Source organism: Saccharibacillus deserti, from assembly GCF_013618475.1.
Classification (GTDB): domain Bacteria; phylum Bacillota; class Bacilli; order Paenibacillales; family Paenibacillaceae; genus Saccharibacillus; species Saccharibacillus deserti.
In genome coordinates this window covers 61,622-74,786 of sequence record NZ_JABJVN010000011.1, presented here as the reverse complement: position 1 = coordinate 74,786, position 13,165 = coordinate 61,622, and the positions used below count along the sequence as shown (strand labels likewise).

Annotated in this window: 11 protein-coding genes; 10 read left to right on the top strand and 1 reads right to left on the bottom strand. The window is 58.2% G+C overall.

The window, feature by feature from the left end; genetic code table 11:
- Positions 1 to 49: 49 nt before the first annotated feature.
- The 10 genes from HOP44_RS21020 (at position 50) to HOP44_RS20975 (ending at position 12,464) form a co-directional block, all read left to right on the top strand.
- Positions 50 to 565, top strand: coding sequence for a prepilin-type N-terminal cleavage/methylation domain-containing protein (locus tag HOP44_RS21020; protein WP_246369986.1), 516 nt, complete (start codon positions 50 to 52; stop codon positions 563 to 565).
- A gap of 181 nt (positions 566 to 746) precedes the next feature.
- On the top strand, positions 747 to 1,502 hold the full coding sequence (locus HOP44_RS21015) for a prepilin peptidase (RefSeq protein WP_172257088.1): 756 nt from the start codon (positions 747 to 749) through the stop codon (positions 1,500 to 1,502).
- 15 nt (positions 1,503 to 1,517) lie between these two features.
- On the top strand, positions 1,518 to 3,191 hold the full coding sequence (gene pilM, locus HOP44_RS21010; RefSeq protein WP_172257086.1) for a type IV pilus biogenesis protein PilM: 1,674 nt from the start codon (positions 1,518 to 1,520) through the stop codon (positions 3,189 to 3,191).
- Positions 3,172 to 3,801 (top strand): hypothetical protein, encoded by a 630-nt coding sequence (locus HOP44_RS21005; protein WP_172257084.1) that lies wholly within the window; start codon positions 3,172 to 3,174, stop codon positions 3,799 to 3,801. Before pilM ends, HOP44_RS21005 begins: the two co-directional genes overlap by 20 nt.
- Positions 3,802 to 4,250: 449 nt before the next feature.
- A complete protein-coding gene (gene ftsE / locus HOP44_RS21000) occupies positions 4,251 to 4,937 on the top strand; it encodes a cell division ATP-binding protein FtsE (RefSeq protein WP_172198334.1) in 687 nt (228 codons plus the stop codon).
- Positions 4,927 to 5,835: a permease-like cell division protein FtsX gene (gene ftsX / locus HOP44_RS20995; RefSeq protein ID WP_172257082.1), complete on the top strand. Its 909-nt coding sequence runs from the start codon at positions 4,927 to 4,929 to the stop codon at positions 5,833 to 5,835. Before ftsE ends, ftsX begins: the two co-directional genes overlap by 11 nt.
- Before the next feature lie 45 nt (positions 5,836 to 5,880).
- The gene (locus HOP44_RS20990) at positions 5,881 to 7,290 is read left to right on the top strand and encodes a murein hydrolase activator EnvC family protein (protein ID WP_172257080.1); all 1,410 of its coding nucleotides are present in this window, start codon (positions 5,881 to 5,883) and stop codon (positions 7,288 to 7,290) included.
- Between the two features lie 118 nt (positions 7,291 to 7,408).
- Positions 7,409 to 8,860 carry a S41 family peptidase gene (locus tag HOP44_RS20985; protein WP_172257078.1) on the top strand — a complete coding sequence of 484 codons (1,452 nt, stop codon included), beginning with the start codon at positions 7,409 to 7,411 and terminating at the stop codon, positions 8,858 to 8,860.
- A gap of 71 nt (positions 8,861 to 8,931) precedes the next feature.
- Positions 8,932 to 10,401, top strand: a complete 1,470-nt coding sequence (locus tag HOP44_RS20980) for a PDZ domain-containing protein (protein WP_172257076.1) — start codon at positions 8,932 to 8,934, stop codon at positions 10,399 to 10,401.
- A gap of 227 nt (positions 10,402 to 10,628) precedes the next feature.
- A complete protein-coding gene (locus HOP44_RS20975; protein WP_172257074.1) occupies positions 10,629 to 12,464 on the top strand; it encodes a methyl-accepting chemotaxis protein in 1,836 nt (611 codons plus the stop codon).
- Here HOP44_RS20975 and HOP44_RS20970 read toward each other — a convergent pair.
- Positions 12,461 to 13,138, bottom strand: a complete 678-nt coding sequence (locus HOP44_RS20970; RefSeq protein WP_172257072.1) for a response regulator — start codon at positions 13,136 to 13,138, stop codon at positions 12,461 to 12,463. The two genes, HOP44_RS20975 and HOP44_RS20970, sit on opposite strands and share 4 nt — an antisense overlap.
- Positions 13,139 to 13,165 lie beyond the last annotated feature (27 nt).

Sequence of the window (13,165 nt, the reverse complement as noted above, 5' to 3'; positions counted from 1 at the left end):
AAGAACCGGATAATCAAAATCCGGAAAAAATCACGGGAGTGAAGACAAAATGAATCAAGCAGCAGAGATGGTTAACGAAGTAGAAATGAAGGAAACCCGCAAGTCGACCTTTATGCAGCGTGTATGGGCAAAAATGGGCAAAGACGAAAAAGGCTTTACCCTGATCGAACTCTTGGCAGTACTGGTTATTATCGCGATCATTGCCGTTATTGCCGTTCCGCTGATTAGCAATATTATCAACAACTCTAGAAGCAGCGCAGACGTAGCAACTGCACGTCAAGTCTATGACGCAGCCCGCTTGTATGTCATTGGCGACAAAGCAGGCGATTTCAAAGGTGCCGGTAATATTACAGTGTCCACATTGATCACAGCCAAGTATTTAGAAGCAACAGTAGCACTTCCTAGTACGAAAAAGGCTTTGGCTGGAACCAGCCAAGTAACCTTTAGTACAACAGGCGACTTGACCAATGTGATTTTGACGGATACTACGTCGGGAACTGCCAAGACCAAGACATTCACGGCGGAAGAAGTATTGTCTGCGACTCCGACAGATGCCAATAAATAATAAATGCTAGAAGGTGAGAACCGGAAAAACCCACCGTTTTTCCGGTTTCTCTTTATCCCTTAATCTTTTCCTTCTGCACTTACCTAACTTGGAATTCCTCATCTCATCAGGAAATTGGAGGGCAACAGCGATTGGAACAACCTTTTAGGCTGGAGCGCTTTATTCCAATCCCATACACCTTATGACCATTTTCATCGCGATCTACATCACCGTCGTGGGCCTGTTGTTCGGCTCTTTTTTCAACGTCGTGGGCCTCAGGGTTCCCGTCGGCGAATCCGTCGTCCGTCCGCCTTCCCGCTGCGGGAACTGCGGCACGCGTCTCGGCGCCAAAGACATGATTCCGGTATTCAGCTATATTTTTTCAAAAGGTCGATGCAGGCACTGCGGCACTAAAGTCTCGCCGATCTACCCGCTGTTCGAAGCGGCGACCGGGCTCCTCTTCCTATGGATGTTTCTCCGCTTCGGTCTGACGGGAACGGCGGCGCTCGGCATTGTACTGGCCGGCCTGTGCATCGTCGTCACGATCGCGGATTTGAAATATATGCGTATTCCCAACAAGGTGCTGCTCTTTTTCGCGCCGATTCTGATCGTGCTGCGCCTGGCGTTCATGGATGCGCCGTGGTGGCATTACGGATTGGGCGGACTTTTCGGCGGCGGACTGATCCTGTTGATCGCTCTGCTGACCAAAGGCGGCATGGGCATGGGGGACGTCAAGCTGTTCGCGCTGTGCGGAGTCGTGCTCGGGATCGGTCCGGCCGTTCTGGCCTTCATGCTCGCCTGCGCCTTCGGCACGATCGTCGGCATGCTGCTTATTTCTTTTAAAATCGTTCAGCGCCGCCAGCCCGTTCCGTTCGGACCGTGGCTTGCGCTGGGCACAATGATCGCTTATCTCTACGGAACGCAGATTATCGGCGGGTATTTCTCGCTGATCGGTTAGGAGGACATACCAGGCATGCGGGGAATCGGCAGCAAAAAAGCGGGACTTACCATCGAACAGACCGGGGTCCGCTTCATCCAACTCAAAAACAGCAAAACCTGGGAGATCGAAAAGCAGAGCTATCTGCCGCTCGAGCCCGGTACCATCATCGAAAACCAGATCGCCGACGAAGAAAAGCTGCGCGCGCAGATTCGCCAGTGGGCCGAGCAGGAAGGTCTCAAAGGCAGCCGCGTCTCGCTGTCCGTACCGCCTTCCCAGGTCATTATCCGCAAAATGAACATTTCCGCGGTCAATTCGAAGCAGGTGGAGCAGCTCGTCGCGCTCGAAGTGGAGACCGGTCTGCATCTGCCTTTCGAAGAACCGGTATACGATTATATTCCGATCGGCCGGGACAAACTGCTTCAAGGCGACGGTCTCGAGGAAGAAGTGACCCGGGTACTCGTGTTTGCGGCTCCGAGCCGGCTGATCAACGAGTACGTGGGCATTCTGGACGAAGCGGGCATCAAGACGGACAGCGTGGAAGTGTCGGCGACGGCGCTGGCACGCATGACCGAAAGCGCGCAGGGCAAACCTTTTGCCGATACGATGCTGGTGCACCTCGAGCATTCGCAGATGGACGTCTATATGTTCCGCGAAGGCAACCCGGTGTTCATGCGGACCATCAACTTGCTCGACCTTGCGGACGAGACGCCGTTGTTCCAGTCCGAATCCTACTTGGCGCATAAAGCGGCTTTGGGGGAAGACAGTTTGTCCACCGAGCAGATTGTGGAGATTACGGCCGAAATTTCGCGGATGCTCAACTTCTATCAGTACAGTCTGCATGACGGAGCCGCGCGGATCACCGGGCTGGCCGTCACCGGCCCGGACCGGATCCGGCGTCAGCTCGTCGGCGAACTGCGGCAGGCGCTGGCGGAGATCGATATTCAGGAGCTTCAGCTGGAAGCCGTGCCGGGCAGGGCCGAAGACCCATCGCTGAACCTGTACCGGGTGGCGGTCGGTGCCGCGCTGCGCGATGACAAGAACAGTCTGATCGATCTGCTGCCGCGGGAAGACCGGGAAGCGAAAGTGCTTCCGTACGCCCTGGCGTCGCTGCTGCTGATCTGGATATTGGCGGCCGGAACGGTCGTGGCTTTCTATATGATTCAAAAAGACGGTCTGGCCGGCCAGGCTTCGCAGCTCGAGAGTCTGCAGGCGGACAACCAGCTCAAGCAGCTCGAACTGGTCGGGCTTCAAGGCAGCGGAGGCTCGCCCGCGGCGCTGATCGCCCAACTCGAAGCCTCGCGCATGGACGCCGTATCGGTGCTCAAACAGCTGGACGCCGCTCTGCCGAAACGCGCCGTAATCCGAAACATCGCCTACTCGCAGAACAGCACGATCGATTTGACGGTCGACGTAAACCGGATCGACCAGGCTTCGGTCTATCTGGCGGCACTGAAGAAGCTGCCTTTTGTAAAAGGGGCTGCGATCACGGATCTCTCGGAAGAGCGCGACACGGGCGGAGGAAGTACGGCGGGAGCGGCGGGGCTGTATGCGGCCGTGTATACCGTCTCGATCGGGAGCGAAGCGGCTCAAGCATCGGATGCGGCCGCCCAGTCCGTAGAATCGGTCGGCCATGCGATTGCCCCGGACGCCGCCGCTTCGGATCTTACGACACAGGAGGAAAGCGTCAATGATGGAACGAATCCATAACAACCGTCAGGCGCTCGTGCTGGGCATCGCCATGCTGTTCCTGCTTCTGCTGGTGCCCTATATGCTGCTGCTTCGTCCGCAGACGGAGCAGCTGACGGCCAACGAAAGCGAGATTGCCCGTCTGGAGCAGGAGAACGGGATTTATCAGCGCAAGATCGATGAGCGGAAAGCCGAGAGCGCAAACCGGTTGAGCGACGAAGAGATTGCGCAAAAGCTGCCGGCGGGACCCGACCAGGAACAGATTGTCAAAGATCTGTACAAGATCGGCATGGCGTCCGGGGTCGTGCTGGCGGATGCGGCGTTCTCGAATGAAAGCACGGCCGCCGATCCCGCCGCGCAGAATGCGGACGCGTCCGCTTCAAGCGGGACCCGTTCGGTGTATGTGACCGCCCATGTCAAAGGCGGCTACGCCGGCATCAAGGATTGGATGGCGGCGCTCCAGAAGCTGCCGCGCCTGACTTCGGTCGAACAGTTTACGATCGATAAGCCTTACGTATTCAACGGCGTGCTGCTTGAAGCCACGGTGACTTTTACCGCGGGCTATCTGCCGCCGGCCGGCGCTTCGGCCCCGGATACCGCGCCCGGCGAGGCCGTCGTACCCGCGCCGTAATCCGGCGTGGACTGTGGCCGATAAAGTAGACGCGCCGCGAAGGTTTGGGTTATACTGGGTTTGCGCGATTTGGGCGGCCCGTTCTGTCACAGCTGCGGATTGCACCGGGAGAACGTGCCGGTTACATACGGATTAGGCCGGGGAAGCCCCCCGTAAGCTTCGGAGCCGCTTGCTAGCGTGCCCGGGGCTTTTTTTCAAGGGTAAGAAAATAAGAAAAACCTCCCCCCGGCTTTATGCATGATGGGAAGTCCGGCTCTCTACTCATGCACGTACAAATTTGTTACAATGGGATACATAAGCAGAAGCATAGGCTGTACGACCGATTGACGATCGACGGTCGGGCTGGAAGATAGATGAAATGTGCCGGACAGGCGGTACCAAGGAACGAGAGGCGCGCGGGGGACGCGATTGCGCCTTGAGCTTCAAATCCAAATTCGGGAAGTGATACCGTGATCGACATGCAGGATGTGTGGAAGACCTATCCGAACGGAACCCATGCGCTTCAAGGGGTTTCGCTCCAGATCGACCGCAGCGAATTCGTCTACGTCGTCGGTCCTTCGGGCGCCGGCAAATCGACGTTCATGAAGCTGATCTATAGGGAAGAAGTTCCGACAAAAGGGCAGATTTCCGTAAACGGATTTAACCTGGGCAAGCTCAAGCAGCGCAATATTCCGCTGCTGCGCCGGAATATCGGGGTTATTTTCCAGGATTATCGGCTGCTGCCGAAGTTGACCGCCTACGAGAATGTGGCGTTCGCGATGGAAGTCATCGAAGCGCCGAGAAAGATCATGAAGAAAAGAGTCATGGAAGTGCTCGACCTGGTCGGGCTGAAGAACAAAGCCAACCGCGAACCGGCCCATCTGTCGGGCGGCGAGCAGCAGCGGGTCGCGATTGCCCGTGCGATCGTGAACAACCCGTCGGTGATCGTCGCGGACGAACCGACCGGCAATCTGGATCCCGAGACGTCCTGGGGCATCATGCAGCTGCTCGACGAGATCAATTTCCGCGGCACCACGATCGTCATGGCGACCCATAACAAGGAAATCGTCAATACGATGCGCAAAAGGGTGCTGGCAATCGAGAACGGACATGTCGTCCGCGACCAGCTGAGGGGAGAATACGGTTATGAATTTTAATACCCTTCTGCGGCACTTTCGCGAGGGCACGAAAAACGTATTCCGCAACGGCTGGATGTCGGTTGCTTCGATGCTGTCCATCGTCGTCTCGCTTTCGCTGCTCGGCGTCGCGCTGCTGCTCGTCCTGAACCTGGACCGGGCGGCCGACGAGGTCGACAGGCAGGTCGAGATCAGCGTATATCTGAATCTAGACATTCAGCAGGCCGACCGCGACCGGGTCGAGCAGGAGATTCGGGACATGCCGGAAGTGCAGGAACTCACCTTCGTCTCCAAAGAAGAAGGGCTCGAGGAGATGCGCGAAACACTCGGCGATGCCATGGTCAAAGGATACGAAGAGACGGGAACGAACCCGCTTCCCGACATGTACAAGGTTCAGGTGATCGAAGCCACGACGGTGCCGTTCGTGGCGGACAAGATTCTGGCGCTGAACGACGGACGCCCGGAAGCGCCGATTTACGAAGTCGATTACGGCAAAGGAACGGCGGAGAAGCTGTTCCAGTGGACGCAGACCATCCGCATCGTCGGACTGGTGCTCGTCATCGGACTCGGCGTTATGGCGATGTTCCTGATCGCGAATACGATCAAAGTCACGATTATCGCCCGCCGGAGAGAAATCGCGATCATGAAGCTGGTGGGCGCGACCAACCGCTTTATCCGCTGGCCGTTCTTCATTGAAGGCGTGCTGGTCGGCATGACGGGTTCGGCGCTGACGCTGGCGATTCTGCTGTACGCCTATTCCAGGGTCGAGCTGGCCGCATCCAGCTGGAAAGCCGCCCTGTTTACGATGATTCCCCTTCACGAGATCTGGCTCTGGTTCAGTATTCTGATCCTTGGGCTGGGATTCCTGATCGGAGCCTGGGGCAGTACCATTTCGATCCGTAAATTTTTGAAGGTCTGACGGTAAGCTGCCCCAACAATTCGGAAAAAAGGATGGGAACCCGCTTTGAAAAAAACAGCTTCGTTATTGGCCGGCGTGTTGTTGGCCGCAGTAATCGTTCAACCCGCAAGTCTGCATGCCGCGCCTTCGACGGACAAGATCGACCGTCAGCTTCAGGAACTGCAGCAAAAAGAAAAAGAAGCACAGGCGCAAAAAAAGGCGGCCGAATCGGACAAGCAGGAAGCCGAGCATTATAAAAACAAAACCAACGAGTATCTGGAGCAGGTTCTCGCGAATATCGAAGCGGTCGGCAGCAAGCTGACCCAGGTCAGCATGGAGCTGTCGGAGACCGAAATGCAGCTGCAGCAGACCGAGAAAGAACTCGAAGCCGCCAAGCAGCGTATCATTGAGCGCGAAGGACTGCTGGATACCCGGGTTCGGATGATGTATACCGACGGTGCCGTTTCCTACCTGGACGTGCTGATGGCTTCGGCCGACTTCGGCGACTTCCTGAGCCGGGCCGATTCGATCAAGCGGATCATCGGGCAGGACAATACGATTCTGGAAGATCACAAGCGCGACCAGGAGATCGTGATCGAGAAGCAGTCGGAACTGGAAAGCCAGCATGCCCGCCAGAAGACTCTTCTGGCCGAAGTCGAGTCGCACAAGAAAGAGCTTGATGCCAAGGAAGAAGAAAAGCGCAAGCTGATTGCCAAGTTCGAACTGGATATCGAAGAAGCGGGAGAGATCAGCCAGGAGCAGGATTCCATGCTGGTCGAGTTCGCCACCAAGCGCTCCGATCTGGAACGCGAGAAGCGCGAGATCGAAGAAGCCCGGCGCAGAGCCGCGGCGGAAGAAGCGCTCCGCGTGGCCCAGGAGAAAGCGCGTGCGGCTGCGGCGGCGGAGAAAGCCGAAGAACAGCGTCAGGCGGAAGCCGAAGCGGCGCGTGCGGCGGCCGAAGTTCAAGCGGCTCAAGCGCCTTCCGCAAGCGACTATTCGTACAAAACGGGTGACCCGGCTCCGACTGCGACACCGGCACCGGAAACCCCTCCGACTTCCTCGGGGTCGGCTTCTTCCGGCGGCGCGATGCTGACTCCGGTCGACAGCTTCCGGATGTCTTCGGGCTTCGGAACGCGCGTACACCCGATCACCGGCAAAGTGAAGAAGCATACCGGCGTGGATATGGCGGCTCCGCAGGGAACCGATATTCATGCGGCCGAAGGCGGCGTCGTTACGGTCGCCCAGTGGTGGAACGGTTACGGCAATACGGTCGTTATCGACCATGGCAACGGAATCTGGACGCTGTACGGCCATATTCGCGACGGCGGCGTCATGGTATCTTCGGGACAAACGGTCCAGCGCGGACAGAAGATCGCCGAAGTCGGTTCGACCGGCAACTCGACGGGACCCCATCTGCACTTCGAGGTGCGGCAGAACGGCGAACCGGTCGATCCGGTACCTTATCTGGGCTGGTAAGCCCCAGCACTTCAAGTTCCCGCCCGGCGTATGTCCGGGCGGGTCTTGCGCTTTTTCCGGGCATCGTACACAATAGAAAACACGACAATTCCAGGATTCTGCCAAGGAGGCTTGCACCATGATAAAAAAACGGACAGCGATTCTGTTGGTCATTGTCGCAATGATCATCGGAGGGGGAGCGGTGCTTGCCTTGACGAACTATCCGATCTTCGCGAGCAGCGGAGCAAGCGCAAGCACGGGGCTCAATACGACCGAAATAAACAAACTCAACGCGGCGGTCAAGCTGATCGAAGACAATTATTATAAGGATGTGGACCACGAGAAGCTGGTGACGGGAGCCATCAACGGCATCGTCGGTGCGCTGGAAGATCCTTATTCCGCGTACATGGCGGCCGAACAGGCAAGCGAATTCAACGAATCGATCGAAGGTTCGTTCACGGGAATCGGCGCCGAAGTCGAACTCAAGAACGAGAAAGTGACGGTCGTATCGCCGATCAAGGGGTCTCCGGCCGAGAAGGCGGGCATTCAAGCCAAAGACGTCCTGCTGTCGGTCGACGGCAAGTCGTTGGCGGGCCTAGATCTGCAGACGGCCGTGTCGAAGATTCGCGGTCCGAAAGGCAGCAAGGTAACCGTTATGGTTCAGCGTCCGGGTACGCCGGATCCGATCAAATTCGAGATCAAGCGGGACGATATCGAACTTGAAACCGTCAATGCGCATATGGAAAAAAGCAAAATCGGCGTGATCGAAGTGACGCAGTTCTCGGCCAATACGGGCGAGCGCTTCAAACAGGAACTGACCAAGCTGGAGAAGCAGGGCATGGAAGGCCTGGTCATCGACCTGCGCAACAATCCCGGCGGCCTGCTTAATGTCGTGGTCGACATGGCCGAACAGTTCGTGCCGAAAGGCAGCATCATCGTACAGGAAGAAACACGCGGCGGCGCACGTCAGGCTTTCCGTTCCGAAGGTCGGGCCAAGGGCAAGGATTATCCGGTTACCGTGCTGATTAACGGCGGCAGCGCAAGCGCTTCGGAAATCATGGCGGGCGCATTGAAAGAATCCGCGGGAGCGAAGCTGCTCGGAGAAAACTCTTTCGGCAAAGGCACCGTGCAGACGAGCATTCCGGACAGCCTGGGCAAAGGAACGCTGCTCAAACTTACCATCGCCAAATGGCTGACGCCGGACGCCGAATGGATTCACGAAAAAGGAATCAAACCGGACGAGAAAGTCAGCCAGCCGGATTATTTCAAGGTGGCGCCGATCGACAAAGAGAAAACGCTCAAATACAACATGAACAACGAAAATGTCAAAAGCGCGCAGATCATGCTGAGCGGACTCGGTTACGAGACCAAACGCAAAGACGGTTATTTCGATGCCGAGACCAAAAAGCAGGTTCAAGCTTTCCAGAAAGCGCAAAAGCTGACGGTCAGCGGCATGATCGAAGCCAAAACGGCAGCCGCTCTCGAAGCCGCTACGCTTAAGCAGATTACCGATCCGACCCACGACACCCAGTTGAACAAAGCGATCGAAGAATTGAAGCAGGAAACGCTTGCTCCGGCGTCGAACTCCTAAACATAGCGGTTTGAACAAAGGGAAGGCGTAAGCCTTCCCTTTTTTAGAAGCGGGACGAAAAGGAGAAACCGATGAACGAATACCTGGAAATCATCCTGTCGGCACTGCTGGAACTTGTGATTCAGCCTTTCTATTGGGCAGGATTGTTGATTCTGCTGTTATATTATCGCCGTCAAGGCATTTTGGAGCGAAAGCTTTTCCATATCCGCCTGCATGGATACGGCGGATATGCGGCGCGTGCGCTGCTTGGCGGAATAGGGGCCGGTGCGGCCGTATCGCTTATCATGGCCGGGCTCGGATTCACTTTGACGGTGCAGGGCGCGACCCTGCTCTGGGTCACTGCCCTTGTACTGCTGGTGTTCCGGATCCGGTTCGCCAACTTCGCTTATGCGGTAGGCGTATTGGGCGCCCTGCAGTTCGTCCTGCGTCTGATTCCCGGACTGCCGGATGAGGGCGCCGCAGGCAGCATATTCGCTGCCCTGAGCGGCTTGAACATCGCCGCTCTGCTGCTTCTGGCCGCTCTGCTGCATCTGGCGGAAAGCGGATTGATCGCCTGGCAGGGCAAAGACTTCGCCCTGCCGACGTACATTCCGGGCAAGCGCGGCCGACCGGTCGGGGCTTACGTGCTGCGTATGCTCTGGCTGGCGCCGACGCTGCTGCTTGTGCCGGCCGAAGGCGGTCCGATCGGTCCGCTGCCTTGGCAGCCGCCGCTGAATACGTGGCTGGGCCTGCCGGAGGCGGCGAGCTATACGCTGCTCGCCCTTCCCGTCATGCTGGGCATGGCGGAAGCGACCTGGACGCTGCTGCCGGAGCGCAAAGCCGCCCGCGCGGCGCGGCGCGGCCTTATGTTCGGCGCGGCGCTGCTGGTGCTGGCGCTCGGGGCCGTATTCTGGCCGCCGATGACGGTGATTGCCGCCGTCGCCGGCATCGTGCTGCGCGAAGCGCTGATCCGCGACGGTGTCCGCGAAGAAGACGGACAGCCGGCGATGTACGCGCACTCGGGGCGCGGGCTCAAGATCCTGGCCGTTCAGCCCGGCAGTCCGGCCGAAGACATGGGCATTTTGCCCGGCGAGACGCTGCTAAAAGTCAACGGTCTTCCTGTAGGCACTACGCAGCAGATGCACGAAGCGCTGCGGATCAATTCGGCTTTTTGCAAGCTTGAGGTTCAGAACCGCAGGGGAGACAGCAAGTTCCTGCAGCGGCCTATCTATGCGGGCGATCACCATCAGCTCGGCTTTGTTTTTGCTCCGGATGCGGCTTCGGCTTCGGAGCAGCCGTTCCGGCCGCTTTCGCTGCCGGGCTTGTGGAGCGTGCAGGCCGAGCAGGGCCGGGGGCCTTCGGAAAGTCTTCAGCTTCCGGCCGCGGCCCTTCCCGCTCCCCGAGGCAGTGAAGAGAAACCGGTCGAACCGCTGCCGGCAGACGGTCCGCCGCGAAGCGGAGCAGCCGCCGACCCGGCGCAGCGGGAGGTTTCGGAACAGGTTTCTTCCAACGAACAGCAGCCTCTGCCCAAGCAGCCGGACAAGACGGAATTTTCCCAGTGAAAATTCCGTCTTTTTTTGCGCCTTTTTAATCCGAATCTGCCGCTTGAAGTCAAGTGGTTCTTAAGTCTCGATGCTGTCCTGATATGTATTCGCTTACGCGAAAAAACGACGATAATTCGGAACTTTATTCATAAAACTCGTGCACAGATTTTACGGGAAGCTGATAAAATGGAGGGAAATAAGCGAGTTAGAGACTTTTAGACTAGACGAAAAGGCGGTGGGGCAATATGAGAAACCTGAAAGTGAAAACAAAGATTCTGCTGCTGGTCGTGCTATCGGGGGTCATGCTTCTGGCGGTGGGATACACGGGGTTTGCCACCATGGAAAAGATGGCGCAGACGTCGGAGACTATGTATCAGAACAACCTGAGGTCCCTCAATGCGATCGGGCAGGTCGGTTCGAACAACAGCGCGATCGAAGCCTACGTGATGGAGATGATGCTAAGCGAAGACTATACGGCAGACCAGAATTTGTCGATGAGCATCAGCGACCGAACGGCCCGCAATGCGATGGCCTACGCCGAATTGGAGAAAATCCAGTTGAGCCCGGCCGCCCAGGCGCTGTATGCCGAATACAATCGGCTGACACCGAACTATTTTAATGTCCGCTCCCGGATCGTGGACTTGGCGACGCGCAACCAGAGCGAAGAAGCTTACCGCCTGTTCCAAGAAGAGCTGCAGCCGATCCGCGAACAGGTCAACCAGACGATGAACAAACTCAACTCGCAGCTGCTGAGAGAAGCGCAGAGCGGCAATGACGCTTCGACCGAGCTGGCGCAAAGTTCGACCGTTCTTATTGTGATCTGTATCGGAGTCGGCGTTCTGCTGATCGCGGCCGGCGGTTTGTTGATCTCCCGCCTGGTGTCCCTGCCGCTGAACCGGATGCAGAAGCTGATGCAGCGGGCGGAAGCCGGCGACTTGAGCGTGCAGGGCACCTATTTGTTCCGCGACGAGATCGGGCAGGTGACCTTGTCGTTTAACCGGATGATCGAAGGGCTGCGCGATATGGTCCGCCGGGTCGACGAAAGCGCCGTAACCTTGTCGGCTTCTTCGCAGCAGCTTGCCGCGGGGGCGGAGCAGACGACCGAAGCCGCCGCGCATATTGCCACTTCGTCTTCGGAGCTGTCGGCCGGATTCGAGCAGCAGGTCAACACCATTGCCGATGTCGGCGGATTCGTCGACGAGATGGAAAAGGGCATGCGGCAGTTGGATCGAAGCGGCGAAGAAGTGGCGGTCTCGGTAGACTCCGCTAATGCCGCGGCGGAGCTCGGCAGCCGGGAACTTGAGAAAACGATCGGCCGGATGAACGAGATCGACCGCAGCGTCAGTCACGCGCTGGACGTGGTAACCGCCCTGCGCCGCCGTTCGGAGGAGATCGGCACGGCCGCCGTATTGATCGATCAGGTGGCGAGGCAGACCAATCTGCTGTCGCTTAACGCTTCGATCGAAGCGGCAAGAGCCGGGGAAGCGGGCCGGGGATTTGCGGTCGTCGCCCAGGAAATCCGCAAGCTGGCCGAGAGTGCGGCGGCTTCCACGCGGACGATCGGGGAGATTATTGCCGCGATTCGCGAAGAGTCGGAAGCTGCGGTCATCTCGCTGAACGAAGGGGCGGATCGGGCCAAGCTCGGTGTGGAGAGCGGCCGGGAGATCTCGGAAGTGTTCGGACGAATCCGCAGTACGGTCTCCGAAGTGCGGCAGGAGACAAGCGAGACGAGCGGGCTGATTCGCGTTCTCTCGCAGCAGACTTCGCGGATTGCCGAGGCTATGCGCGAAGTCAACGCGATTGCCCGCCAAGGGGCGGCCGGGATCGAGGAGGTCAGTGCCGCCGGAGAAGAGCAGCTGTCCACCATGGAAGAAGTGCAGGGATCCGCAAAATTCCTCTCCGGACTGGCCGAGGAGCTGCAGACGACCCTGTCCCGTTTCACGCTGGAAGCATCGTCCGGGGAGGAATGCGCTGCGCCGCAGTCCGCCGAACCGGACAGTCCCGAAGAAGCCGCAGGGGAGGGCGGCCTGACGGAGACGGAGAAGAGTTCCGACCCGAAGCCGCTCCATACGGTAGCTTAACTTCCCCGCAGATACCAGATCGCGATCTGGGTCCGGTCCCGCAGCGACAGCTTGGACAGGATTTCGGTGATGTAATTCTTGACCGTGCCTTCGCTCAGATAAAGCCGGCCCGCGATTTCGCGATTGGACAGCCCTTCGGCGATCAGGCCAACCACCTGCCGTTCCGAAGGGGTCAGGCCGTAGGCCGCCAAACGTGTGGAAGCTTCCGTGTCTTCGGAGCCTTCCGCAGCGAGCGCCTGGACCGGCGGAGCGGAAGGAAGCAGCAGTCCCGCAAGCTTGGCCGCGATATCGGGATGGATCAGCATACTGCCTTCGTGCACGGTCTTGATTCCCTGGATGATCCGGTCGGGTGCGATATTCTTGAGCAGATAACCGCTGGCGCCGCCGCGGATCGCCTCGACGATGAACTCGTCATCGTCAAAAGTCGTCAGGACCAATACCCGTACCTGGGGAAAGCGGGCTTTGATCTGCCGGGTTCCTTCGACCCCGTCGCAGACCGGCATACGGATATCCATCAGGACCACATCCACGGCCAGGCCTTGTTCGAGCAGCAGCAGCGCTTCCCGGCCGTTGCCGGCTAAGCCGCTTACCTCGATCCCGGGATCCATGCCCAGCATGATCTGCAGGCTTTCCCGGATAAAAATGTCGTCGTCCGCGATGATGATCCGGATCATGTTTGTTCCTCCTTGGAGCGAAAAAGA

Excerpts from the sequence above, each read along its gene's own strand:
- HOP44_RS21020 (WP_246369986.1), top strand. The coding sequence starts at position 50 with ATGAATCAAGCAGCAGAGATGGTTAACGAAGTAGAAATGAAGGAAACC.
- HOP44_RS21015 (WP_172257088.1), top strand. The coding sequence starts at position 747 with ATGACCATTTTCATCGCGATCTACATCACCGTCGTGGGCCTGTTGTTC.
- pilM (WP_172257086.1), top strand. The coding sequence starts at position 1,518 with ATGCGGGGAATCGGCAGCAAAAAAGCGGGACTTACCATCGAACAGACC.
- HOP44_RS21005 (WP_172257084.1), top strand. The coding sequence starts at position 3,172 with ATGATGGAACGAATCCATAACAACCGTCAGGCGCTCGTGCTGGGCATC.
- ftsX (WP_172257082.1), top strand. The coding sequence starts at position 4,927 with ATGAATTTTAATACCCTTCTGCGGCACTTTCGCGAGGGCACGAAAAAC.
- HOP44_RS20985 (WP_172257078.1), top strand. The coding sequence starts at position 7,409 with ATGATAAAAAAACGGACAGCGATTCTGTTGGTCATTGTCGCAATGATC.
- HOP44_RS20980 (WP_172257076.1), top strand. The coding sequence starts at position 8,932 with ATGAACGAATACCTGGAAATCATCCTGTCGGCACTGCTGGAACTTGTG.
- HOP44_RS20975 (WP_172257074.1), top strand. The coding sequence starts at position 10,629 with ATGAGAAACCTGAAAGTGAAAACAAAGATTCTGCTGCTGGTCGTGCTA.
- HOP44_RS20970 (WP_172257072.1), bottom strand. The coding sequence starts at position 13,138 with ATGATCCGGATCATCATCGCGGACGACGACATTTTTATCCGGGAAAGC.